The 22962-nt window shown below is 62.1% G+C and carries 22 protein-coding genes and 2 tRNA genes; 11 read left to right on the top strand and 13 right to left on the bottom strand.

Going from position 1 to position 22962, the window contains the following annotated elements; all coding sequences use genetic code 11:
- The first annotated feature begins 57 nt into the window (after positions 1-57).
- From tmk to ACZ5J0_RS04060, 3 genes are read left to right on the top strand one after another with little or no spacing between them, the layout of a single operon-like run.
- Positions 58-747 carry a dTMP kinase gene (tmk, locus tag ACZ5J0_RS04070; protein WP_464094238.1) on the top strand — a complete coding sequence of 230 codons (690 nt, stop codon included), beginning with the start codon at positions 58-60 and terminating at the stop codon, positions 745-747.
- Positions 744-1895 carry a DNA polymerase III subunit delta' gene (locus ACZ5J0_RS04065; protein ID WP_142936574.1) on the top strand — a complete coding sequence of 384 codons (1152 nt, stop codon included), beginning with the start codon at positions 744-746 and terminating at the stop codon, positions 1893-1895. The genes tmk and ACZ5J0_RS04065 overlap by 4 nt, the downstream gene beginning before the upstream one ends.
- An 8-nt stretch (positions 1896-1903) precedes the next feature.
- Positions 1904-3538, top strand: a complete 1635-nt coding sequence (locus tag ACZ5J0_RS04060) for an alpha/beta hydrolase (RefSeq protein ID WP_464094237.1) — start codon at positions 1904-1906, stop codon at positions 3536-3538.
- Here ACZ5J0_RS04060 and ACZ5J0_RS04055 read toward each other — a convergent pair.
- Positions 3535-4266 carry an HAD family hydrolase gene (locus ACZ5J0_RS04055; protein WP_142936576.1) on the bottom strand — a complete coding sequence of 244 codons (732 nt, stop codon included), beginning with the start codon at positions 4264-4266 and terminating at the stop codon, positions 3535-3537. The two genes, ACZ5J0_RS04060 and ACZ5J0_RS04055, sit on opposite strands and share 4 nt — an antisense overlap.
- 216 nt (positions 4267-4482) lie before the next feature.
- Between ACZ5J0_RS04055 and ACZ5J0_RS04050 the strand changes: the two genes are divergently transcribed.
- The 3 genes from ACZ5J0_RS04050 to ACZ5J0_RS04040 all read left to right on the top strand — a co-directional run bounded on the left by ACZ5J0_RS04050 (position 4483) and on the right by ACZ5J0_RS04040 (position 6244).
- Positions 4483-4555 (top strand) — tRNA-Thr (locus ACZ5J0_RS04050).
- A 169-nt stretch (positions 4556-4724) separates the two neighbouring features.
- Entirely contained in the window at positions 4725-4985 is a 261-nt protein-coding gene (locus tag ACZ5J0_RS04045) for a helix-turn-helix transcriptional regulator (RefSeq protein WP_142936577.1), read from the top strand.
- Complete coding sequence (locus ACZ5J0_RS04040; RefSeq protein ID WP_464094236.1) at positions 4982-6244, top strand: type II toxin-antitoxin system HipA family toxin; 1263 nt, start codon at positions 4982-4984, stop codon at positions 6242-6244. Before ACZ5J0_RS04045 ends, ACZ5J0_RS04040 begins: the two co-directional genes overlap by 4 nt.
- Here ACZ5J0_RS04040 and ACZ5J0_RS04035 read toward each other — a convergent pair.
- Genes ACZ5J0_RS04035 through ACZ5J0_RS04020 form a run of 4 tightly spaced genes read right to left on the bottom strand, consistent with a single transcriptional unit; the run spans position 6213 to position 10253 of the window.
- Positions 6213-7421 carry a DUF6226 family protein gene (locus ACZ5J0_RS04035; protein WP_464094235.1) on the bottom strand — a complete coding sequence of 403 codons (1209 nt, stop codon included), beginning with the start codon at positions 7419-7421 and terminating at the stop codon, positions 6213-6215. The genes ACZ5J0_RS04040 and ACZ5J0_RS04035 overlap by 32 nt on opposite strands.
- 28 nt (positions 7422-7449) lie before the next feature.
- On the bottom strand, positions 7450-8679 hold the full coding sequence (locus ACZ5J0_RS04030; RefSeq protein WP_464094234.1) for an amidohydrolase: 1230 nt from the start codon (positions 8677-8679) through the stop codon (positions 7450-7452).
- Positions 8680-8722: 43 nt separating this feature from the next.
- The gene (locus tag ACZ5J0_RS04025; RefSeq protein ID WP_142936581.1) at positions 8723-9457 is read right to left on the bottom strand and encodes a hypothetical protein; all 735 of its coding nucleotides are present in this window, start codon (positions 9455-9457) and stop codon (positions 8723-8725) included.
- A 46-nt stretch (positions 9458-9503) separates the two neighbouring features.
- Complete coding sequence (locus tag ACZ5J0_RS04020) at positions 9504-10253, bottom strand: DUF5058 family protein (protein WP_464094233.1); 750 nt, start codon at positions 10251-10253, stop codon at positions 9504-9506.
- A gap of 273 nt (positions 10254-10526) precedes the next feature.
- Between ACZ5J0_RS04020 and ACZ5J0_RS04015 the strand changes: the two genes are divergently transcribed.
- Positions 10527-11975 carry an amidase family protein gene (locus tag ACZ5J0_RS04015; protein WP_464094232.1) on the top strand — a complete coding sequence of 483 codons (1449 nt, stop codon included), beginning with the start codon at positions 10527-10529 and terminating at the stop codon, positions 11973-11975.
- On the opposite strand, the gene ACZ5J0_RS04010 is transcribed toward ACZ5J0_RS04015, so the two are convergent.
- The 8 genes from ACZ5J0_RS04010 to ACZ5J0_RS03975 all read right to left on the bottom strand — a co-directional run bounded on the left by ACZ5J0_RS04010 (position 11956) and on the right by ACZ5J0_RS03975 (position 19476).
- Positions 11956-12912 (bottom strand): Lrp/AsnC family transcriptional regulator, encoded by a 957-nt coding sequence (locus tag ACZ5J0_RS04010; RefSeq protein WP_250819583.1) that lies wholly within the window; start codon positions 12910-12912, stop codon positions 11956-11958. The genes ACZ5J0_RS04015 and ACZ5J0_RS04010 overlap by 20 nt on opposite strands.
- A gap of 143 nt (positions 12913-13055) precedes the next feature.
- Positions 13056-13895 carry an aldo/keto reductase gene (locus ACZ5J0_RS04005; RefSeq protein WP_464094231.1) on the bottom strand — a complete coding sequence of 280 codons (840 nt, stop codon included), beginning with the start codon at positions 13893-13895 and terminating at the stop codon, positions 13056-13058.
- Positions 13896-14030: 135 nt separating this feature from the next.
- Positions 14031-14471: a hypothetical protein gene (locus ACZ5J0_RS04000; protein WP_464094230.1), complete on the bottom strand. Its 441-nt coding sequence runs from the start codon at positions 14469-14471 to the stop codon at positions 14031-14033.
- A gap of 8 nt (positions 14472-14479) precedes the next feature.
- Entirely contained in the window at positions 14480-15133 is a 654-nt protein-coding gene (locus ACZ5J0_RS03995; RefSeq protein WP_464094229.1) for a bacterial proteasome activator family protein, read from the bottom strand.
- Positions 15134-15224: 91 nt separating this feature from the next.
- Complete coding sequence (locus tag ACZ5J0_RS03990; protein WP_166842878.1) at positions 15225-15416, bottom strand: YbdD/YjiX family protein; 192 nt, start codon at positions 15414-15416, stop codon at positions 15225-15227.
- 31 nt (positions 15417-15447) lie between these two features.
- Positions 15448-17718, bottom strand: a complete 2271-nt coding sequence (locus ACZ5J0_RS03985) for a carbon starvation CstA family protein (protein ID WP_464094228.1) — start codon at positions 17716-17718, stop codon at positions 15448-15450.
- Between the two features lie 158 nt (positions 17719-17876).
- Entirely contained in the window at positions 17877-18443 is a 567-nt protein-coding gene (locus tag ACZ5J0_RS03980; RefSeq protein ID WP_166842880.1) for a PadR family transcriptional regulator, read from the bottom strand.
- Positions 18444-18492: 49 nt separating this feature from the next.
- On the bottom strand, positions 18493-19476 hold the full coding sequence (locus tag ACZ5J0_RS03975) for an NAD(P)H-quinone oxidoreductase (RefSeq protein WP_142936589.1): 984 nt from the start codon (positions 19474-19476) through the stop codon (positions 18493-18495).
- 102 nt (positions 19477-19578) lie between these two features.
- On the opposite strand from ACZ5J0_RS03975, the gene ACZ5J0_RS03970 reads away from it, so the two are divergent.
- The 4 genes from ACZ5J0_RS03970 to ACZ5J0_RS03955 all read left to right on the top strand — a co-directional run bounded on the left by ACZ5J0_RS03970 (position 19579) and on the right by ACZ5J0_RS03955 (position 22772).
- Positions 19579-19666 (top strand) — tRNA-Ser (locus tag ACZ5J0_RS03970).
- 283 nt (positions 19667-19949) lie between these two features.
- A complete protein-coding gene (locus ACZ5J0_RS03965; RefSeq protein ID WP_166842881.1) occupies positions 19950-20894 on the top strand; it encodes a colicin E5-related ribonuclease in 945 nt (314 codons plus the stop codon).
- On the top strand, positions 20882-21214 hold the full coding sequence (locus tag ACZ5J0_RS03960) for a hypothetical protein (RefSeq protein WP_166842882.1): 333 nt from the start codon (positions 20882-20884) through the stop codon (positions 21212-21214). The genes ACZ5J0_RS03965 and ACZ5J0_RS03960 overlap by 13 nt, the downstream gene beginning before the upstream one ends.
- Before the next feature lie 772 nt (positions 21215-21986).
- Positions 21987-22772, top strand: coding sequence for a VOC family protein (locus tag ACZ5J0_RS03955; protein ID WP_223941892.1), 786 nt, complete (start codon positions 21987-21989; stop codon positions 22770-22772).
- Positions 22773-22962: the final 190 nt, after the last annotated feature.

The raw sequence follows: 22962 nt of genomic DNA, 5'->3' as shown, positions 1-22962 counted from the left end.
CGGGCAATGCTGTGGATAAAAGCCGTCTCGCATGCCGGTGATCGGTAGGCTAGTCCAGTGAGTATTAAGAGCCCAGGCCTTTTCATCGCCTTCGAAGGCGGGGACGGAGCGGGCAAGTCCACCCAGGCCGCCCGGCTCTCTGACGCCCTTGAGTCGCGGGGTCTGTCCGTTCTGCGCACCCGTGAGCCAGGCGGAACTCCCATCGGCGAGAAATTGCGCTCCTTGGTCCTGGACCACGGACACGGCACCATCGACCCCCGCACGGAAGCCCTCATGTTCGCTGCCGCCCGCGCAGCCCATGCCAGCCAGGTGATCCGGCCCGCACTTGTTGAGGGAACAGTCGTCATCACGGACCGCTACATTGATTCCTCCGTCGCTTATCAAGGTGCCGGGCGCGGACTCGGCGCCGAGGGTGTTTTGTCGCTCAACGAGTGGGCCACTGAAGGCCTCCACCCGGACCTGACGGTACTGCTGGACGTCGACCCCTCCGATGGCCGCCGGCGCCGGACCGCCGGGGACGCCACCGAGGACAGGTTGGAGTCAGAACCGGACGATTTCCATTCCGCGATCCGGCACGCGTTCTTGGACCTCGCAGCGGCTGCACCCGCCAGCTATCTGGTGCTGCCCGCCAATGCCGACATTGAAACCCTGGCCGCCCGGATCCTGGAGAGAGTGGAGGCGTTGCTGGTTGCCAATGGCGTGCCGGCCTCTTTGAAGGACGAAACTGTTTTGGGCGACCGACCGTGAGCGTTTGGGACGACCTCCAAGGGCAGGCACCTGTGGTTGCCCAGCTAAAGCAAGCGGCACAGGGCGACACCGGCCTGACCCATGCGTGGCTCTTCACCGGTCCGCCGGGATCGGGCCGTTCCAACGCAGCCAAGGCTTTCGCGGCAGCCTTGAACTGCGAGCAGGACGACGTCACCCTGCGCGGCTGTGGCCAGTGCGCGGCATGCCACACGATCCTGGGTGAGACCCACTCAGATGTGACGTTCGTGCGGACCGAGAAAGTCACCATCACCATTGATGAGGCCCGCGAACTCGTCTCCAAGGCAGGCGACCGGCCCGCCACTGGGCGGTGGCGGATCATTGTGGTGGAAGACGCGGACCGTATGGCAGAGCGGACCACCAACGTGCTGCTGAAGGCCATCGAGGAACCGACACCCCGGACCATCTGGATGCTGTGTGCCCCCTCCCCTGCCGACGTTTTGGTCACCATCCGTTCCCGATGCCGCCCGGTGAGCCTGCGGCTGCCGCCAGCCTCCGACGTCGCTGACCTTCTGGTGAGGCGCGACGGCGTCGAACGCGGCCTCGCCGACCGTGCGGCGCGTGCGGCCCAAAGCCATATAGGGATTGCACGCCGGCTGGCCCGCGATGCCGATGCACGGCAGCGGCGCCTGGATACCGTGCGTATACCTCTTGGTCTTCGCGGCGTCACCGCTGCGGTGATGATGGCTGAAAAGTTGGTCAAAATAGCCACCGAGGAAGCCAATAGCTCCAACGACGAACGCGACGCCGCGGAAAAGATCGCACTGCTGGCGAGCCTGGGCGCTCCTGAATCCGGGACACTCCCACCCTCCATGCGCAGCCAGGTCAAGCAGCTTGAGGACGATCAGAAACGGCGTGCCAAGCGCTCCATCACCGACTCGTTGGACCGCACGCTCACAGATCTGCTGTCCTTCTACCGGGACGTCCTGATCATCCAGCTGGGGAACGCCGTGGAACTGGTCAACGTTGAACTCAAGAGCGAACTGGAAGACTACGCGGGACAATCAACACCGGAAACCACCCTGGCCCGAATGGACGCCATCAACAAAGCCCGTGTCCGAATCACCACCACCAACGTGGCGCCGCTGTTGGCGGTTGAGTCCATGGCCACGAGCCTCATCCAGCAATAGGAGAATGCATGAAGTCCGCACCCCGCCGGTCCGCCGGTACCCCTTCAAGGGACCGGTCTGCCCAGCTTGAAGCCGGTGGTGGTTCGGCGATCCGGGGTGCTGCACGGGGGTCCCGCCGCGGGTTTGCGGCGGTCTGCGTTGCCCTGGCGTCCATGCTGGTACTCAGCGCGTGCACTGTCCCGTTCCTGCCGCCTCCAACGGCACAGCCGTCCACCAGCACTGTGGATCCGTCCATCGCCGCCTCAGCTCCTGATGGCCTGGAGAAGTACTACTCGCAGTCGGTGGAGTGGAGCTCATGCGAGGACGGCTTCCACTGCGGCAAAGTGCAGGTGCCCAAGGACTACGGCAATCCTTCATCCGGGGACATCACGCTTTCTGTCATCAAGTTGCCCAGCACCGGCAACAAGCAAGGGTCCATTCTGGTCAACCCCGGCGGCCCAGGTGGTTCGGGCGTGGACTTCGTTAAGGACGCCGGCAACACCCACTTCACCGAGAAGTTGCGCGCCAATTATGATGTTGTCGGTTTTGATCCCAGGGGTGTGGGCCGTTCCGCTCCGGTGACCTGTATGACCGACGCCGAACGTGACGCCGCCCGCGAAAAAGTGTTCCGCAAGAACACTGACGAAGGGCTGGCTGCCGCGCTTGCCTTCAACAAGTCCTTCGCTGAGCAGTGCGCCCAGCAGACCGGCGATGTCATGGGGCACATAGATACCGTGAGTGCGGCTAAGGACCTGGATGTCCTGCGCGCGGTGTCAAACGATGCCAAGCTCAACTACCTGGGCTTCTCCTACGGCACCTTCCTGGGCTCCACCTACGCATCACTTTTTCCGGACAACGTGGGCCGGCTGGTCCTCGATGGCGCCGTGGATCCTTCCATCAGCAACGAAGAACTGACAGCGGGCCAAGCAGTCGCTTTCGAAAAAGCCCTGCGCACCTACGTGGGCAGCTGCCAACGGCAGCAACAGTGCCCCCTGAGCGGCTCAGTGGATAACGGTGTCCAGGAAATCCGGGAACTCATCACGGCTGTGGACCAGAACCCCCAGACCGCCAAAGACGGACGGTTGGTGACCTCCAACGACTTCGTCAACGGTCTCATCCTCCCCCTCTACAACGACCAAAGCTGGCCGGCCCTGACCCAAGCGCTGGAAAGCGCCTTCTCCGGTGACGTGTCCCAGATGATGCGGTTGGCAGATCTTGGCGCCGACCGCGAACCCAACGGCACGTACAGCTCCAACTCCGCCTTCGCATTCCAGGCCATCAACTGCCTGGACTACCCGATGGTGACCGACACCGCCGCCATGCGAGCCGAGGAAGTCCGCCTCATGCAGGACTCCCCCACATTCGGGGCGTTCTTTGCCTACGGAGGCGTCAGCTGCAAGGACTGGCCCTACGCCAGCACGCGCACCCCGGCACCCGTGGAATACAACGGCTCCGCACCCATCGTGGTGGTCGGCACCACCGGCGACCCCGCAACTCCATTGCAATGGTCCCAGTCGCTGCGCAAGCAGTTGGAGAATGCCTCCCTGGTTACGTGGGAAGGTGAGGGGCACACAGCGTACGGCCGTGCGAACTCCTGCGTCAGCACCGCCGTCGACGACTACTTTGTTGACGGCAAACTGCCGCAGGACGGCCTCAAGTGCTAGAGGTGGCTGGCTTCGCGCTTCTCCACCAGGAGCGGGAGCTGCTTGATGGAATCCACCACGACGGTGGCTCCGGCCGCGCGTAGTGTCGCCTCTGAATGGGAGCCGGTGAGGACACCTGCCACGAGGGATGCTCCGGAACGAACACCCGAGAGCATGTCCGAGCTGGTGTCACCCACCACAGCCACCTCCCTTACGTCGTCGAGGTCAAGGGCGAGCACCGCCGTCAGGATCATGTCCGGGTAAGGCCGTCCACGTCCAGCGTCGGACGGGCACAGGCTGAGGTCCGCCAGCCCCATCCACCCGAGCGATTCCAGCACCATGTTCTGGGTGTGGCGGCCGAATCCCGTGGCCAGGCAAACCCGCATACCGGTCTCACGCATCCACAGGATGGCTTCCTCCGCTCCGGCAATGGCCCGGACACCACCGTCTTCAATGAACTCGTCATAGCTGTTCTCGAAAACTCTGTTGGCGCTCTCGGCCACGGCAGGATCCTCAAAGAGGTGGCTGAAGACAGTCATTTTCGAGAGGCCCATGGTGTCCCTGGCGTAGCCGAGCATGCTCTCGAACCTGGTGGTTCCGGGTTCAATTCCGTGGTCAACCAGCGCCCGGGACATGGCACGCTCTGTTCGGCCGTCGTCCGTAATGGTGGTGCCTACCATGTCCACCACAGCCAGTCTCAGCCGGTTGGGTGCTTGGCTGGCGTCCTTGGGCAATGCATCCCTCGTCATGGAGCGGCTCCTTAAGCTCATATGGGTGGCTTCATGTCACCGCCACAGTTGATTCCCCAGCTTCCGGCCACCGGGAAACCTCCGCCTGAACCCGGCCCGACGCGTGGGTGAACATCCCCGCAACGGCCGCCGTCGCCCTCGTTTTGACCCGGGTGCGGTGCCTCTATTACAGTTATGTCTTGCGTGATCGCCCGGGAAACCGGTGATGAACGCGGTGCTTCCTTAGCTCAGTCGGTAGAGCGTTTCACTCGTAATGAAAAGGTCATCAGTTCGATTCTGATAGGAAGCTCAGAGAAAAAAAGCCCCGCCGGCTCGTTGAACCGGCGGGGCTTTTCGTTTCCGAGGCCTAGGACAGAGCCGTCCACGCATACTTGTGATGGAAATATCGAACATTCGCCCAAGTCATTGAATTGTTCAAAATATAGGACATTTGGAGTGTTGAGCCGTATGATCGTTATATGGAACATTCCGATGAGTTGACACCGTTTTACCGGGCCGTCGACGCCGCCTCCCTAGGGCGATCCATCGCTGAGGCACGCAAAGAGGCCGCACTCACCCAGCACGAGCTTGCCGTGAGACTGGGCGTCACCCGCGGCACCATCGTGCGCCTTGAAGCCGGCGAAGCAGTCTCCATGGTCGTGGCTATGCAAGCCATCAGGGCCGTGGGCCGCGACGTGGCCCTGGTGCCGCGCTTTTCGAAGCTGCAGGTTCGGCCATGAGCCCCCGCAAGACCCTTGATGTGTACCTGCGCGGGGACCGAATCGGTGAGCTGCGCGGCAACGGCCTCAAGCTGTCCTTCCAGTACGCCCCGCAGGTGCTGGCCGCCTACGGTGCCGGGTCCATCCTGCTATCACTGTCCCTGCCGCTGACCAGAAAGCGCTTGGACGGGGTGGAAGTCTACAACTTCTTTGACGGTCTCCTGCCCGAAGGCCAGGTCCGTTCCAACCTGGCCAAAGAACACGGTGTCACCGTCCCGGACGCTTTTGGGCTGCTCCGCGTCCTGGGCGCCGACTGCGCCGGGGCCGTCCAAGTCCTGCCGCCAGGGGAACCCCCCGCCCGGGAGGACGCTGCAGCGCCCATGACCGCAGAAGAGGTCATCAACGTGGTCGAATCCCTGCCTACGTGGGACCTGCCGGAGAATTTCATGGTCACTGCGTCCTTGGGCGGTGTCCAATCCAAGGTGCTGCTGTCCCAACATGGCGACGGCTGGGCCTGGCCCGGCCGTGGTGCGGTGTCGACCCACATCATCAAGCCCGAACCGCTTGGGTCCACGATCCCGGAGCTGCTCCCCGCCGAGGACTGGGCTTTGCGGACAGCAGCCGCGACAGGGCTTCCCGCGGCCAAAGCCCATCTGGAAAGCTTCGGATCCCGTCGGGCCATCATCGTGGAGCGCTTCGACCGCACAGGCGAGGGCAGCCGGCTGCACCAGGAAGACTTCACCCAAGCCTTGGCCCTGGCCAGTGAAGCGAAGTACGAAGGCACCACCGCACCGCCCTCGCGCCTGACCCGGCTGGTCAACGCCGCGGCGCCGCACACCCGCGACGAGGCCGCGTTTCGCCGTGACCTGTTGCGCGCCGTGACGTTCAACCTGCTGATCGGCAACGGCGATGCACACTCCAAAAATTACTCCCTCATGCTGCGCGACGGTGGAGAAGTGCTGCTGGCTCCGCTCTATGACGTTGCGCCCACCCTGCTGCTGTACCAGCCGAGCGGCCTTGCCGGGCACGCCGTCAGCGGCCAGATCCGGCTGGGCTACATCACCTTGGAACATCTGGTCGCCGAAGGGGCAGCCTGGGGCATGGACGACGACGATGCCCGTCAGACAGTGGCTTCAACACTGGAGAGGGTGGCGGCAGCGGCGGCGGAAACAGCGCCACCTGAGTCCCTCGGCTTCCTGTCCGAGCTCATCGCGGTCCGCGCCCAGGACCTACTGAACGGCGGCACAGCTAGGCGGGCCCTGGGGCCGAAACACGAGTAGACGTCCCGCTCCCCCTAAGTGGCCATGGCCTCCACCCATCCGGGACAGCTTGGAGTCGATCCTCAGCGGCGGCTAGTTGAGCGGGCGTGGCTCCCACGGGGCCACGCCCGCTACGGTTGCCGGATCCATCAGCAGCGAAGAGCGCATACTCCGCCCACCGTTTCCGGCCCACGGGGTAGCGTTCGCCGTAGCCGCCTGCTGCAACGCCAAGGACCAGCTCCTCCATGCGGGATCCTTCGCTATCAGCAGTCTCGTCACAAGCATCGCAACCGCAGATGGGGAACCGGAAGTGGTGTAACACGCCGGCGTGGAGCACCACCCCCGGGGAATCGGTCAACACAAACGTCAGCGGGGCGGCGAGTGGGTCCCGCGGTGTCAGACGCGCGGCACCGATCACCTCGTCAGTGTTCATGGACACGTCCGTGGCATGGGCTGCATCCCAGCTGACATCAACGTCGTACGCGCTCTCCAGGTACTCGACCAATGCCCGGGCCACCTTGTGGAGCCCTTCGAACCGTTCAATGTGGGTTTCCACGCTGTAGGAGTCCTCGGGTGGGCTATCTGCGCCCCATCTGTTCCCGTACTCGATCGTTGTGCCGTCAGCGTTGCGATACTCACGTGATGACAGTTCAGGCCGTACAAACGGTTCACGGAATTGCCCACTGGGGACCGGCCGCAACGCGGGGAGCTCGGGACCGTCCGGCTCGTCGGCCGCCCACTCCGTAAGGTGCGTGAGGAGGCCGGCCACCATCCCGTCGTCGGCCTCCCCCAGACCGTCCATCAAGCGGTCCACCGTGATCATCATGTCGCGGTCGCCTACTTCGCGGGATCCGTCCGCCATCACTGTCCAGTGCGCTTCCGGCCGCATGGCCGCAATGACGTTTCCAACGAAGATGGTGGCGGCTTCATTGAGGCCAGGGTCGCCCGGGATGCCGTCTATGTTGGTGCGCAGGAATGCCAGCAACGCGCTCACGTCGGAGGCAAGCTGCCCTGCGGGAACTCCTCTGCTTGCGCAGAACGCCACGAAGGGCGCGTACCCGGCAAGGTGCTTGACCGGGGCTGCGTCCTCCGCCGCTGGCCCGGATTGGGCCGTCCGCCGACTCAGTACAGCTTTGTTGGAAAGCGGTGCTGACAATCCAGATGCAGGCCCACCAAAAAGATCTTCAATTTCCCCCATGGGCAACATCCTAGGGCGGACCCGGATGTTAGTGGCCCAGCCGGGACATCAACACGGCGACGGCGGCGGAGACTCCCCCGGCCAGCGAACCTTCCAGCTCGGGAGCGAAGAACGGCGAATGGTTGACGGGGATGGGACCAGGCCCTTCATGTCCGTCCAGCGGTGTGCCACCGAACATCCAGAACACGGACGGCACTCCGATGGCGGTGCCCAGGTGCCCAAAGTCCTCGCTGCCCATCATCGGTGGGGTGATTTCGACGGCCTCATCCCCCAACGCAAGCCGCATGGCCTCAACAACGGACGGAACGGCGTCGGGATCGTTGAAACATTGCGGGAAGCGGTACATCTCCTCGATGTCCGGCTGTGGTGCCCCGGATGCGGCAGCTTCGGCCTCGATGATGCGGCGGATGGCGGCCAGAACCTGGCCGCGGACGTCGTCGTCGAAAGTTCGGATGTTGAGGGTGAACTCGGCAGAGGCCGGGATGATGTTTTCCTTGAGGCCGGCATGGAATGTCCCCACCGTCACGACGGCGGACTTCCGCGGGTCCAACTCGCGGGACACAATCCCCTGCAACCGCGTGACCATGTGGGCGGCCATCACGATGGGGTCGATGGAATCCTGTGGCTGGGAGCCATGGGACTGCTGGCCGTGAACCGTGACCCTGAGCGAATCCGCCATGGCGGCTACCGGCCCACTGGAAATCGCAACCGTACCTACCGGGCGGGGCATGACATGCTGCCCGAAGATCACTTCCGGCCGCGGTGCTTTGTCCCACAGTCCGTCGTCGAGCATTGCCAAGGCACCGGCGGCAGTCTCCTCGCCGGGTTGGAAGATCAACACCAGCGTTCCTGACCAGGCATCCCGGTTGCCCGCAAGCAGTTCGGCGGCGCCCAGCAGGCTGGCCACGTGGGTGTCATGGCCACAGCCGTGCATGACCGGGACTACCGTGCCGTCCGGCAGTGTGCCTGTATCCCTGCTGGCGTAGTCCAAGCCGGTAGCTTCCTCGATGGGCAAGCCATCGGAATCGGCGCGGAAGGCCACCACGGGTCCGTCGCCGTTTCGCAGGATTCCCACCACCCCGGTGCCGCCGCAGCGGAAATGCTCAATGCCCAGGCCGTCCAGTTGCTCCTCGATCAGGGTAGCTGTGGCGAACTCCTGCATGGAGAGTTCCGGATGTGCGTGAAGGTGCCGGTACAAGGCATGTAGTTTGGCGGTCTGGCTGGTATCGAGCTGGAGGGCGGTAGCTGTTGACGTCATGGGTCCTGTCTTCCTGGTGGATGCGGGCTTGTTCCGGGCGTTGCTACTCGATGTGGATAGGCTTCGCCTCGGCAATGGTGGACTTACCGCGGAAGAACCATGCCAGCAGGATGGTGCCCAGCACAGCGATGGCGGTGGACACCATGGCGAGCGAAGGCACCAGCGGAAGCACGACGAACACGACCACGGCCGAGATCAACAAGGCGAACACAGTAGTGCGGGGCTGCTTCATGGAAACGATGGCCTGCACCAGTACGGCTCCCAGGACGGTGGGCAGCACATAAAGCCGGGTGACGAGCAGCACCGACGGCGGGATGACGCTGATGAGCCAGCTGCCCAGGAGACCGACGAAGATCGCCAAGGAGACCAGGTGGACTACCGCTGCGCCGCAGATAGCAACGACGGCGGCAAGTTCCGCCCGCTTGCTGCCCGGCTTTGCGCCGATGTTGGTTTGGGCGATCAGTGCCGCTGGCAGGAGCTTGTTGGAGATGTTGCCGATCATGAACGCCTGGTACATCGCTGCCGGGCCTAGGATCGGGTAGTACGTGAGCGGCTCGACGATCCAGATGATGCCGAATGTTGCGGCTACTGCCGCGAAGGCGATCCACAGCTGGGCGGGTGCAATATCCAGCCCGGTAGCGAAAACCAGGTACAGCGGACCCGCCACGGAAACCAGGAGGCCTGCGATCATGGTGATCTGGCCCCAGCGGGACGTGGTGCGGCTGAAGTCCGCCATGGCGGTGTTGTTGGCGGTTGGAGCAGAAGTGATGGAAGACATGGGGTGTTCCTTTCGGACCTAAAGAATGACGACGTCGGCAGGCGGCTTAGGCGCTGACGGCCAGGTAGGCGGCACTGAGGCCAATGACGATCGAGATTCCGAGCCCCCATTCCCGCAACCAGCTCTTGCCGAGTTTCTTGGCCAGCAACAGGCACGTGCCCATGACCGCTGCGGAGACTGCGAAGGACAGCACATGGATTCCAGATTTGGGCAGCTCTGTGAGACCCAGGCAGGAGAAGGCACCGATTAAGGCCGCCGCAGGGACGATCGCCATGGCTGCTGGATTCACCGAGCGGATCTTGGCGTCACCCTTGCGCAGCAGAGGCGTCAGGATCAAGGTAGCGAGCATCCACATCGCCCCGCCGATGCTCATGGCAAAGAACGCCACCGCGAAGACACTTTGCGTGTAGCTGGCATCGCCGAGCTTGGCTCCCATGGAACCTGCTGCGATGCCCGCGGCCGAAACATCGTAGGCAGCCGAGCCGATCAGGCCGATCCGGGACAACACAGCCGGTGCCCCGAAGAGACCCAGCAAAGCAATGGCCACCAGCGATACCGCCAGGGAGGGACCGATGGCCGAGACAGCGCCTGAGCGGAACGAGGTCCTGATGTCTTGCACACTCATGTCCACTGAGGGAGCAGCGCGTCGGGCTGCCTTCATGAAGATGACGGATTGGATGATGATGACGCCAAAGACGCCGGCCACGCAGATCCAGAGGACGGGATTGTTGGCAATTGCCATGATGTCGGTGGAGTCGGTGGGTGCTAGCGGTTGAAGAGCCAGGGGTTGGTGCATGGGAACCTCCCAGGTGTTGGCCCCCGGCAAGCCAACATCCGGACGACGCTGTGCGGTATGTGGTGCCGTGGGGCAAATCCTTACCCATCGACCAGATCGGCCAGTGGGTTACCAACACCCTCTGCTATGAGTCGGATCACACACAATAGCTGACGGAATCAGCCTCAGAAGTGGCCGAATTGTTCAAAGCTTGCCATTGGTTGACTCAGGACTTTCCCCCGTCAAAGTGACCCGGCACACTTTCAGGCAGTAGCAATCCAGCAAAGGAGCACCATGTCTGACACCCTTGGCGAGCTGTCCGCCGTCGAACTTTCCGCAGCCATTCGCCGGAAGGAAGTCTCGGCGCGCGAAGCGTTGACCGAACACCTGGAGCGCATTGCCGAGATTAATCCCGTAGTCAACGCAGTGGTCACCCTCGACGCTGAAGGTGCACATGCCCTGGCACACCGGGCAGACCAGCTCACAGCATCCGGAGCGGAACTGCCACCCCTTCATGGGATTCCCATGACCCACAAGGACACCAACAACACAGCCGGGATGCGCACCACCCAGGGCTCACTGGCCTTGCGTGACTTCATCCCCGACGCCGATGACCTCATCATTGCGCGCCTGAAGGCAGCCGGCGTGGTCAGCACCGGAAAGTCGAACGTCCCCGAGTTCGGCGCCGGCTCCCACACGTTCAACGAGCTCTTCGGAACCACCACCAACCCCTACGCGCCAACATTGAGCGCCGGCGGCAGCAGCGGCGGAGTGGCCGCCGTCGTCGCATCCCGCGTCCAGAGCATCGGCGACGGCAGCGACATGGGCGGATCACTCCGCATTCCGGCCTCCTTCTGCAACGTGGTGGGTTTCAGGCCGTCGACGGCGGTCATCCCCATGCCGTCCGACGTCAACGCCTACGCGTGGCTGGGGAGGACAGGGCCCATGGCCCGGACTGTGGAGGACATTGCCCTGTTCATGTCCGTCACGGCGGGAAAGGATCCCCGTGTTCCGCATCCGGCCGGCCTGGACCCGGAGGTATTCCGATCCACCCTGGAGACGGACCTGCGCGGTGTGCGAATCGGGTGGTCCCGCGACTTCGGGATCGGGGTCCCGGTGGACCCGGAGATCGTGGATCATCTTGAGCGGCAACTGGCCATCTTCGAAGATCTCGGAGCGATTGTGGAGGAAGCCACCCCGGATTTCAGAGAAGCGGACCTGGTGTTCGGCAATACCCGAGCCCTGGACTTCGCAGCAGGGCTCGGGCCGATCCTGGAGCGGGCCGGGGACGTTATCAAGCCCGAAGTCCACTGGAATGTGGAGAAGGGCTTCGCCCTGACGGCTCGGGATGCCATTGACACCGCGGCCGCCAGGACCCGGCTGGAATTGAGTGTTCAGGACTTCTTTGGACGGTACGATCTTTTCGCCAGCCCCTGCGCCCAGGTTCTCCCCTTTGATGCCACGCTCCGGTACCCCGCGGACATTGCCGGGACGGCCTCGGAGACGTACTTGGATTGGATGCGATCAGCCTGCCTCCTGTCCGCAACCGGCCTGCCTGTGCTCAGTGTTCCCGCGGGATTCAGCTCCGCCGGACTACCTATCGGCCTGCAGCTCGCCAGCAACCATTTCACGGACATGCAGTTGCTTCGCTATGGCCGCGCGTTCGAGCAGCAGACGGGGTACGCCGCCGTCGCCCCTGTTGTCTCGGCAGGCCACAAGCCGCTCACGACTGTGAGCGCATGACCCTGCCACCGCGCTTCCTCGCATCAAGGAGGATCGAAACATCCACGCCAGCGGCGTTTTGTGCCCACTCCGAGGTGGTGATGAAGCGGTAGAGCGCAGCCATGTCCTCCACGGTCACGTCCGCCATGATCTGGTAATTGCCTGCGATCGCAGCGGCATAGCGAACCGTGGGAAGCTCAGCCAAGCTCTTCCCCACGTGTTCAACATGTTGCGGCGAGGCACGGATCCACAGCAGCGCTTCAACGCCAAGGCCAAAGGAAGCGGGCTCTACGATGGCCCGCAAGTGGACCTGGTTGTTGGCAAGCAACCATTCGCTGCGGCGGCGGGCAGTTGCCTCTGAAACGCCCACCCGGCGGCCTAAAGCCTCAAAACTCATCCGGCCATCGGCACACAGCGCGTCCACGAGTTCGTTGTCCTGGCGACTCAAATCCTGCCGCGGCACCAAGGCACCCGAATCCTGGGTGAAGGTGGAGCGGAGTGCCTCCGCTTTGTCGGCGGTGAGAATCTCCGGCCGCCAACCGCGGATGGTCCGGAAATACCGAAGCACGGGGTAGCTGGTGGAATCGCGCAAGCCAAGCGTGGCCGGCAGCTCGTCAGAGAGGACCTCCGCCATGCGAGAGGGTTCAGTGAGTACCTCAGCTACACAGTCACCGGTGCCGGTGGTGGTGTAAACGAAAGTGGTGTCGGAGCGTTGCGAGAGTGCGTGAACTGCGGCACGTACCGTCCCGGGCATGCACCGCATTTCCACCAGCACTACCGACGGCTTGGGCCGGATGCCCACCACAGCCACCGCACCGGATTCCAGCAACTGCGATCCCCGTCGGGCAACAGTTCGTTCGGCTTCTCCCAGGACGGCGGCAATCTTCCGCCACGGGCAGCGCGGATCCAGTTGCAGGGCAGCCACAATCTGCCGCTCCAATGCGTCAAACACCACCATGCCAACTCCGTCCGTCTGCGTCGCTCAATTTCATCACGGACACCGGCGGCGACGCGTCGCGGACGCGAGTGGCGTCGTCGAGCGTTAAAGGCAGGTGCCCCGCACCCATGAAGGGTACGGGGCACCAAAGTGAGACTTCGCGTTTAGGCGAAGTCGGAAACCGCCGGGTCCGGGCCGATGCGGCCTTCAGCACCACGGTCCAGGCCGTTGATGGCCTCCACATCGGTAGCGTCCAGCGTGACGTTGAGGGCCGCGAAGTTCTCCTGGATGCGGGACTCCGTGACGGACTTGGGGATCACCACGTTGCCGATGGCCAAGTGCCAGGCGATGACGATCTGAGCCGGTGTGGCGTCATGCTTGGCGGCGATCTCAGCCACGGTAGCGCTTTCAAGCAGCTCGCCACCTTGGCCCAGCGGCGACCAGGCCTGAGTCAGAATTCCCTTGGACGCGTTGAATTCGCGAAGATCAGCCTGGTTGAAGAACGGGTGGAGCTCCACCTGGTTGATGGCCGGAACAACACCGGTCTCATCGATGATGTGCTGCAGGCCTTCCTTGGTGAAGTTGGAAACACCGATGGACTTGACCCGCCCGCGCTTTTTCAGCTCGATGAGGGCCTTCCAGGTGTCAACGTACTTTTCCTGCTTGGGCTGCTGCCAGTGGATCAGGTACAGGTCCAGGGTCTCCAGGCCGAGGCGGTCCATGGACTCCTCAAAGGCAGCGAGAGTGGATTCGTAGCCCTGGTCCGCGTTCCACAACTTGGTGGTGATGAAGATTTCCTCGGCAGAAAGACCGGAGGATGCAATGGCGCGGCCGACGCCTGCCTCGTTGCCGTAGATCTTGGCGGTATCGATGTGGCGGAACCCGGCTTCAAAAGCCTGGCGCACCACCTTTTCGGCTACATCGTCTTCAACTTGCCACACCCCGTAGCCGAGCTGGGGGATGGTGTTGCCGTCGTTGAAAGTAAGTGTTGGTGACGAAGTCATGTCTGCCATCCTGCCAGCCCGCGGCTATCAAAAGCGCCGAATATTACGCAGATAAGCTATGCGCTTAACTTCTTGCGTGCAGGGAATAGAAGCGCACGCCGGTAGTTGCGCACGCGCCCCATTGGGATGTGAGGGTCAATCTCCGAGTTGGCGCTCAGCGTCGGCTACCTGCTCGAATACCGACTCCGCCCGGCGCCGAACCGACAACGCGCCAACAGGGACGGGCCCCACGGCCAACCTCAACATGGCCGCAGCCTCAGCCGTAGTGGCCAACGAATTCCCTGCCTTGGACAGGGCGCGGTGGACTCCCGCTAGTGCTCCCGGGACATCCAGACCATCACTCGGGGACCGCCTCTGGGCCTCGACACAGATAGTCCTCACCCGTACCGACAATTCGGCAAGCTCGTTGGCTATCTCCACCAGCTCGTTATAGAGCTGCTCATCATCAACACCCTCAAGGACCTGGTGGTACCGGTCCAGTCCCCGATGGAAACGGTCATGGGCGCGGCGCCACAAGCCCTTGCCAAGCTCCACATCGTCTTTCCGTCCTTGACGGACGGCCCCAAAGAAACCCACGTGCGAACTCAGAGGTACTGACCCGGACCGTGGTCGGGGTCTTCCGGTCGGCCTTGCGGAGCAGCGCCGCCAGCACCCTGTGCGGCAGCCCGCTGCGGTTGGCCGTTTTCGCCGATCACAATGCCCGGTGCGATGACAGTTCCCGGCGGGAGTTGACGGAGCTGCATCTGCGCTGCAGCGTGTTCCTTGGCCGCTTGCTGCGCCGCAATTGCCGCCTGAATGCCATGGAACAAGCCCTCCAGCCAACCAACGAGTTGTGCCTGCGCGATGCGAAGCTCCGCATCGGAGGGCGCTTTATCGTCAGGGAAAGGCAAGCTGATTCGCTCCAGTTCCTCAATGAGTTCCGGAGCCAGCCCATCCTCAAGTTCCTTGATGGACCGCTCGTGAATCTCGGCAAGGCGATTGCGGGCAGCGTCGTCCAATGGCGCGGCTTTCACTTCCTCCAGGAGCTGGCGGACCATAGTGCCGATCCGCATCACCTTGGCGGGCTCGTCCACAAGATCGTGAAGGCTACCTCCCTTGGGTTTGGCATCCTTGGCCACCTCTTCCGCAAAAGGCTCCTGTCCGGCGGGCTTCTCAAGGCCCTCGTCCAGCGTGGTTCCCTCCACAGGGGTGTCGTCCGAAGCCTCATCCGTGGGCTGAATGTTGTTCAGATCGCTCATCCGTTCATACTCTCACGCGCTTCACGCGAACTTCTGTCCCAGCCCCGATTTTGGACTTCGTTCGTAGCGAAACCTCGTTCAGGCCGCCGCGTCAGCAGCACCTGCCCTGCGGGTTGCTGTCCTGCCGGTCCATCCGGTCCCGCCAGAACTCGCGTTCAGTCATGGCGGGCCCGGAATGGCCGCTTGCTTCGAAATGCTCAAGGTACTTCCGGTACGCGTCAGCACCCATGAGCGAGCCCATATAGGTGGCCAAGCCGCGGAGACCCTTCACTACGGTGTTCATCAGCGGCGTTCTTCAGCAGTTGTGTTGTTCATCAGTGGTGGCCGGCCTTCTGCGTCCGTTTCTCCGCAGGCAGGGCGTTCCACTCTGCGAGCAACTTTTTCTCGGCAGGAGTGGGGAACAACCCCGCCGGTGCGTACACCTTGGACGGCACCGCCGGGTCTTCATGATCCTGGCCGCCACCCGCGCGGATTGCCTTGACGGTTGCCAGGAGGGCGGCGACGATCACGATGATGCTCAACGTCACGAAGATGACCGAAAGTACGCCTTGGATCATGGTGTTGCGGACCACGGCTTCCATCGCGGCGACGGTCTTGGCAGTGCCGAACTCCGTCTTTCCATCAGCCAATGCCTTGGAGAACGCCTGGTTGTTGGCGAAGTAACCCACGGCCGGGACCGGCGAGAAAATCTTGTGGAAGCTGGCGGTGATGGTCACAACAGCTGCAAAAGTCAGCGGAACAGCTACGATCCACAGCCATTTGAACACTCCACGCTTTGCAGTGATGGCAAGGCACACAGCCAGTGCAATGGCTGCCAGCAACTGGTTGGCGATGCCGAAGAGCGGGAACAGCGTGTTGATGCCACCCAGCGGATCAGTGACGCCCATCAGGAGCACGGCACCCCACGCGCCCACCATGATGGCAGTGCACAGCCAGGCACCAGGACGCCATGAGGCTTCCTTGAACTTGGGAATGAAGTTGCCGATGGAATCCTGAAGCATGAATCGGGCCACACGGGTTCCTGCGTCCACGGCGGTGAGGATGAACAGTGCTTCGAACATGATGGCGAAGTGGTACCAGAAAGCCATCATTCCGGGTCCGCCGATGAACTGCTGCATGATGTGGGCCAAACCGACAGCCAAGGTGGGAGCGCCGCCCGAACGGGAAATGATGCTCTCCTCGCCCACGTCCTTGGCAGTCTGGGCCAGCACGTCCGGGGTGATGTTGACGTTGGCCAAGCCAAGGCTGTTGACCCATTGCGCCGCAGATTCCACGGTGCCGCCGGTGAGTGCCAGGGGTGCGTTCATGGCGAAGTAGATGCCACGGTCGATCGAGATCGCGGCTACCAAAGCCATAATGGCCACGAAGGATTCCATCAGCATGCCGCCGTAGCCGATAAAGCGGGTCTGCCGTTCCTTCTCGATCAGCTTGGGGGTGGTCCCCGAGGAGATCAGGGCGTGAAAGCCGGACAGGGCGCCACAGGCGATGGTGACGAACAGGAAGGGGAACAACGCCCCGGAGAAGACCGGGCCGTTTTCCCGGCTGGCGAACTCGCTGAACGCCGGGACTGTGATCTCCGGCCGCACCACAATGATGGCGAGCGCGAGCATCACGATCACGCCGATCTTCATGAAGGTGGAGAGATAGTCGCGCGGAGCCAGGAGCAGCCAGACGGGCAGGATTGCGGCGATGAAACCGTAAACGATGATGCCCCAGGCAATGGTGACCTTGTCCAAGTGGAAGAAGGCTGCACCCCACTCGGTACCGGCAACAGCGCCGCCTCCGATGATGGCTGCCATCAGGAGCACGAAGCCGATGATGGATACCTCCATCACCTTCCCCGGCCGGATGAACCGAAGATAGACGCCCATGAAAAGCGCGATGGGGATGGTCATGCCCACAGAGAACACGCCCCAAGGACTTTCACCCAGGGCATTGACCACTACCAAAGCAAGGATGGCCACAATGATGATCATGATCAGCAGCGTGGCCACTAGGGCTGCCGTACCGCCGATGACGCCGAGTTCCTCCCGCGCCATCTGGCCAAGTGAACGGCCACCACGGCGCATAGAGAAGAACATGACCAGGTAGTCCTGCACGGCGCCGGCGAGAACGACGCCGATGATGATCCAGATAGTGCCGGGAAGGTAGCCCATCTGAGCCGCAATGACAGGTCCAACCAGCGGTCCGGCACCGGCAATGGCGGCGAAGTGGTGCCCGAACAACACGTTCCTGTCAGTGCGGACGTAGTCCTTGCCATCAGCCTTGTACTCAGCAGGAGTAGCGCGGCGGTCATCCGGCTTGAGCAAGTAGCGCTCAATGACCTTGGAGTAGAAGCGGTAGCCGATCAAGTAGGTGCAAACGGCCGCGAAAACGAACCAGATGGCATTGACGGTTTCGCCGCGCACCAGTGCGAGCATGAACCACGCCACCGCTCCCAGCAGCGAGATGGCAATCCAGAGACCAATCTTGACCGGGGTCCACTTACGTTCCTCCGCTTCACGCACGGAGTCCTCCACAGCCGGAGGAGGCAGCGTGGGATCCAATCCTTCCGCAAGCTTGGATTGGTCAGAAATCTTGCCCATATCTCCTCCTTGAGAACTGCTGCGGTGACGGATGGTGCGGTGGGGGCCGCTGCGTCGGGTACTTCTCCTCACCTTAACAACCGACACGGACAGGATAGGGCCGTACACGGCAAACGTCTGCAGGTACGCGGTGAACGGTCACTACCCTGCGCCGGACGTCAGCTCAACCGTTTGGGAGCAGCTTGGCTCGATCCCCCGTTTGCCTGGCCTTGCACCATGCGGGCCTCGCAAAGATCCAACCACCGGACTTCCGCTTCGGCCTGGAAAATCAAGGAATCGAGCACCAGCAGCCACGCGGTATCCGAGGACCGCTGATTGGCCGAGACGGCTTTTCTGGCCTGCGTGTGCTCTTGCAGGGCCTTGACAGATACTTCTCGTTGGGACTGAATCACCGCAGAAGTGTCCACGCCCGGAAGGGTCACTGCGAGCGCCAACTTGATGGCAATCTCATTCCGAGGAGGATTGCCCCGGTCCACTGCACCGGCGAACCACGCTTCGACTTCCCCAGCCCCGGCGTCAGTGATGCTGTAGATGACGTGCCCGCCGCCGTCGTCGCCGTCTTTACTCACCAAGCCGTCGCGCTCAAGCCTATCCAAGGTGGTGTAGACCTGGCCGATGTTCAACGGCCACGCGGCGCCCGTGCGGTCTTCGAATTCGACTCGCAGCTCGTAACCGTACCGCGGCTGATCCTGGAGCAGGGCCAGCAGGCTGTGCCGGATGGACATGTGGCTCCTCGCTGCAGTGGGTCGAATGGACGGCGGGCGAACGGGCTTTCTAGAGGAGCAGGAGGACTTTGCCCACGTGCTCGCCGGAGTCGAAGTACTGGTGTGCTTCCTGAACTTGCTCAAGGGGGAAGGACTTGGCCACCAGGGGCCTGATCCTGCCATCGGTCAGCATGGGCCAGACGAACTCGCGGACGCCAGAGATGATGATTCCCTTTTCAGCCACCGGTCGCGGCCTCAGCGCTGTGCCAATGACAGCAGCCCTCTTGCTAAGGAGTTGCCCGAGGTTGATCTCGGCTTTTGCGCCACCTTGCAGGCCGATGACGATCAGTCGGCCATAGTCTGCGAGAGCATCAATGTTCTGTTGCAGATATTTGGCACCCACGACGTCGAGGATAACGTCCGCGCCTTTGCCTCCGTTGCGTGCCTTGAGACTTTCAGCGAAGTCCTCTTCGGCATAATTGATGGCGATATCGGCGCCGAGGAAAGCCTTGGCTGTACCGACTTTCTCATCCGTGCCGGCCGTGGTTGCCACGTGCGCGCCATAGGCCTTGGCCAGTTGGATGGCCATGGTGCCGATGCCGCCCGTTGCACCGTGGATGAGTACAGTCTCGCCGGGTTGCAATTGTGCGGTCATGATCAGGTTCGAATACACAGTGGCTGCAACTTCAGGCAGGGAAGCCGCAGTTATCAGGTCCACGCCTTCGGGCACCCGCAGGACTTGCTCGGCCGGAACTGCCACTTGCTGGGCGTAGCCGCCACCAGACAACAGTGCCACCACTTTGTCTCCCACGGAGAACGCTTTAGTGACGCCGGGGCCGAAGGCGGCTATGCGACCGGAAACTTCCAGGCCCGGAACTTCCGATGCCCCCGGGGGCGGCGGGTAGAACCCTCTGCGCTGCTGGACATCGGCGCGGTTCAGTCCCGCAGCCACGACGTCGATCAGGACCTCGCCCTCGCCGGGCACCGGAGAAGGGACCTCGCGGATTTCGAGGACTTCGGGCCCGCCCGGCTCTGAGATGTAGACGGCTTTCATGACGAACTCCCGGTTTCTTGCTTGTCCTCCAGACCCCGGGGCAGGGGCTGGAATACGTGATGTTTTGGAACAGCCAACTCCCTATGAAACACTACTAGGCGAGGAAGGTTGTCCGAGCGGCCTAAGGAGCTGGTCTTGAAAACCAGTGTGCGGTAACCCCGTACCAAGGGTTCAAATCCCTTACCTTCCGCAAAGGCGGGACCCCCGGTTAGCGAAAGCTGCCGGGGGTCCTACTTTTTTGGGCCCTTCGTCGGCCTCGTTGCCCCATCGCTGGGCCCTGCTGCGCCGTGGGCCACCTCACCGCCCGGTAGTGGGGTTCCCATCATTCCCGTTCTTGCCGCGGGTTGACCGGCAGGCCCCCAATTGCTGTCCTTTGAATCGACGGTCAATCGGTTCCTTGGACTTATGGCGTCACGATACGTCCTTATGCGGCTCTCAATAGGTGGAACTGCGCTCTCGATTCGTGGAGCGCCGTGTCCATCCACCGGGACTCAGACCTCAACTACACCGGCCAACCCACCAACCCCACATTTGGAACCCACGAGTTCCACTCCCGCACCCTCGACCCCACCACCGGGACCTGGGCGGGGCTAGACAAATGGCGCGGCCTACTCAGCGCACCCCAAACCCTCAACAGGTACACCTACGTCACCAACAACCCCGCAACCCTCATCGACAACCTCGGCTACGACCCCGTGAGAGTCATCGGGGGCACCTCCTACGATTACCTGCCCGCGTCGCAAAGCTGGGAGCCTATCCCAGCCACCACACCGGCATTCTTCCCCGCTCCGCCCCTCCCCCCTTACTCCATCCACAGACCCGCCTACACACCACCAACCACTAACTCCTACTTCAATCGCTTCATTCAACAGGTCAGCTTCTCTACACCTGCCCGCGTCAGCGCCCCACAGATCAGCGCAAGACACACTGCCCTCGACTGTGTCGGCGACATGAAAGTCGGGACGAGCCCCCGGCAGCTCGCGATCAACGAAGCCCGCGGCAAAGCACTTGCCGAGGCCAACCTCCAAACCAAACCCCAATGGGTGCAGGACCTTAACCATGCCAACCAGGCATTCGCGGAGAAGGCTAGGCCACTCATTATGCTGGGCTTTGCCGGACTAGGCGGGACAGCCACCAAAGCGGAGTTGACTTATACTTTGGAAACTAAAGCTGCGGGCCAGATGTCTGGACGAGGTTGGTCAAATGATTTAATTTCCAACGCCATTAATCAGCCCACACGCACGGTCATTACACGTGACACGCGGTGGGATCCCGCAATCAATGCAAGGAGGGACGATCCCGCAACTGCCTATTACGCCACTGACGGCAGTTATGTTGTTAGGAACGACGTCAACGGTACAGTTGTCCAAGTAAGTGACAAATTCAAGCCCACCTGGAAGGCGCCTTGGGAAAAATAGAGCAATTTGAGGAGAGAATTGCGGCGGAATTTCCATCAACCGCCGTCCGTTCTGGCCGGACGCTGCTAATTGACTTTTCCATTCTCGACGAAGTGCTTCAGAAAGCACAAAGCCAGGGCTTCGGATTGTTGGGGCTGGACGGTTTCAAGGTGGCAGGAAAATCCCTTGTACCGATGATGGACTACATCGTCGATTTCTCGTCGGCAGTGGCACGCGGAAGTTCAATTTCTTACCTATACGATGCCACCAAATCATTTATTCGCGACTGCCAAAACAAACCTGATCTGGTTGAAATCGTACTTTTCGATCCGGCGGGCTGAAATCTTCAAGGTCAATTGCGTCCCCTAAGATGGTGGCGGCCGTGGTGTGTGTAGTTGCCTCTGGCTTCACGACTCAGTTCGACACCCTCCAAAGAACGTCCTTCGAACCAGCCCTTCGGTGAGTAAGGGTTCAGGCAAGGGCGCTCGGCCCCTTTACTCTGACATTTGCTGGATCTGGCCAAGCGGCGGGCACCTCGTCAGACCACCACGGGTGTCCTAATCCCGACAAGTAGCCGCCGGTTACCCAACCTAGTATTTCGCCGTCCTCAACTCCATCCTGCGATACAACGCAGTGTTTATCGGGACCGAACCATTACGACTAACGCTTCTCGGCTGGTCCGTGTCAACGAGTAGATCAATGAGCCTAGGTCAATCACCAATTAGCGCCTCGGTGTGTTCCAGCTGGGCAGGGGGGAGGTCTCCGCTGGGACCGCGTTGGATGGAAAAGCGGACTGCGTAAGTTCTGGGAGCAATGCCGTTGTTAGTCAACCGTGCCTTGCCCCGCCATATGCTGTCTTCATCGGCAGCGCGCAGAGGAAACCACTCAATGCGTATGGACCTGCGGTCGGCCTAATGGTGACTGCAGCTGCCACTGTTGCCGTCGCTGACTCTTAGCGCAGCCCGTGAATCCGGCCTCCGGGTGGCCGATCTGAGATCCCACACCCGGAAGATCATTGAAACTGTCAGAGCCCCCGCATAGTGTTCTTCCTGTCTTCACATCGCAGACATCAGTCGCAGCTTTTGCCACGGCGTAACAACAGGAGCTTCATCTATGCCCAAGCCTGACATCACTCCCGGTTCCCCTTGCTGGATCGACCTCATGACGTCCGATACTGAGAAGGCCAAGGCCTTCTACACGGCACTTTTCGGCTGGACCTATGAGACCGGAGACCAGGAAAAGTACGGTGGCTACATCACCGCTTTCAAGGACGGCGGGATGGTGGCAGGCATCATGGAGAAGCAGGCGGACATGGGTGCCATGCCGGACGTTTGGTCCACTTACCTGCGCACCGATGACATCGCAGCCACCACTGAGGCAGCGGCAGCCAACGGCGGACAGGTGCTCCTGGAACCCATGGAGGTGCCTGAGCAGGGCAGCATGGCCATGTATGGGGATGCCTCGGGCGCCGCCATCGGCGCCTGGCAGTTCGGCGAGATGAAAGGCTACGAGGTCGCGGCAGAAGCCGGGGCTCCGGCCTGGCACGAACTTCTTGCCAAGGACTACGAGTCCGCTGTCACCTTCTATCAGAAGGTCTTCGGCTGGGACACGGCAGTCATGAGCGACACCCCGGATTTCCGTTACGTAACGCTTGGGGCCGGTGACGACGCCAAGGCAGGCATCATGGACGCCTCCGGTTTCCTGCCCGAACAGGTCCCCTCCATGTGGAGCGTGTATTTCGCGGTGGAAGACACCAATGTCAGCGTGGAGCAAGCCACGGCTCTCGGTGCCACCGTCATGCAGCCCGCGGAGGACACACCTTTCGGCCGGCTGGCCACCTTGTCGGACCCCACGGGAGCCGTCTTCAAGGTCATTCAGGACCTGGGGCAAACCAGCTAGTCGCGGAACTACCGGGCCGTTGCTCGGTCCCCCATTGTTGACCCCGGGTCAACCCTCCATTCATCCGTTCGTGTTCAGCTAGGTCCGAGGCAGCTTTACCCGGGAGTAACTTCCGGCATTCGCCCACTTCACAAGACAGTGGGCGCCATTCATGGAGCTCCACAGAGCTCACTGATGAAAGTTCAAGCGG

The organism is Arthrobacter sp. DualSoilB13, from assembly GCF_055389195.1.
This window is presented reverse-complemented; position numbering and strand designations above follow the sequence as displayed.

What these genes read in the sequence shown, in the direction of transcription:
- ACZ5J0_RS04060 (WP_464094237.1), top strand. Translation starts at nt 1,904, where the DNA reads ATGAAGTCCGCACCCCGCCGGTCCGCCGGTACCCCTTCAAGGGACCGG.
- ACZ5J0_RS04055 (WP_142936576.1), bottom strand. Translation starts at nt 4,266, where the DNA reads ATGACGAGGGATGCATTGCCCAAGGACGCCAGCCAAGCACCCAACCGG.
- ACZ5J0_RS04045 (WP_142936577.1), top strand. Translation starts at nt 4,725, where the DNA reads ATGGAACATTCCGATGAGTTGACACCGTTTTACCGGGCCGTCGACGCC.
- ACZ5J0_RS04040 (WP_464094236.1), top strand. Translation starts at nt 4,982, where the DNA reads ATGAGCCCCCGCAAGACCCTTGATGTGTACCTGCGCGGGGACCGAATC.
- ACZ5J0_RS04035 (WP_464094235.1), bottom strand. Translation starts at nt 7,421, where the DNA reads ATGGGGGAAATTGAAGATCTTTTTGGTGGGCCTGCATCTGGATTGTCA.
- ACZ5J0_RS04030 (WP_464094234.1), bottom strand. Translation starts at nt 8,679, where the DNA reads ATGACGTCAACAGCTACCGCCCTCCAGCTCGATACCAGCCAGACCGCC.
- ACZ5J0_RS04025 (WP_142936581.1), bottom strand. Translation starts at nt 9,457, where the DNA reads ATGTCTTCCATCACTTCTGCTCCAACCGCCAACAACACCGCCATGGCG.
- ACZ5J0_RS04020 (WP_464094233.1), bottom strand. Translation starts at nt 10,253, where the DNA reads ATGCACCAACCCCTGGCTCTTCAACCGCTAGCACCCACCGACTCCACC.
- ACZ5J0_RS04015 (WP_464094232.1), top strand. Translation starts at nt 10,527, where the DNA reads ATGTCTGACACCCTTGGCGAGCTGTCCGCCGTCGAACTTTCCGCAGCC.
- ACZ5J0_RS04010 (WP_250819583.1), bottom strand. Translation starts at nt 12,912, where the DNA reads ATGGTGGTGTTTGACGCATTGGAGCGGCAGATTGTGGCTGCCCTGCAA.
- ACZ5J0_RS04005 (WP_464094231.1), bottom strand. Translation starts at nt 13,895, where the DNA reads ATGACTTCGTCACCAACACTTACTTTCAACGACGGCAACACCATCCCC.
- ACZ5J0_RS03995 (WP_464094229.1), bottom strand. Translation starts at nt 15,133, where the DNA reads ATGAGCGATCTGAACAACATTCAGCCCACGGATGAGGCTTCGGACGAC.
- ACZ5J0_RS03990 (WP_166842878.1), bottom strand. Translation starts at nt 15,416, where the DNA reads ATGAACACCGTAGTGAAGGGTCTCCGCGGCTTGGCCACCTATATGGGC.
- ACZ5J0_RS03985 (WP_464094228.1), bottom strand. Translation starts at nt 17,718, where the DNA reads ATGGGCAAGATTTCTGACCAATCCAAGCTTGCGGAAGGATTGGATCCC.
- ACZ5J0_RS03980 (WP_166842880.1), bottom strand. Translation starts at nt 18,443, where the DNA reads ATGTCCATCCGGCACAGCCTGCTGGCCCTGCTCCAGGATCAGCCGCGG.
- ACZ5J0_RS03975 (WP_142936589.1), bottom strand. Translation starts at nt 19,476, where the DNA reads ATGAAAGCCGTCTACATCTCAGAGCCGGGCGGGCCCGAAGTCCTCGAA.
- ACZ5J0_RS03955 (WP_223941892.1), top strand. Translation starts at nt 21,987, where the DNA reads ATGCCCAAGCCTGACATCACTCCCGGTTCCCCTTGCTGGATCGACCTC.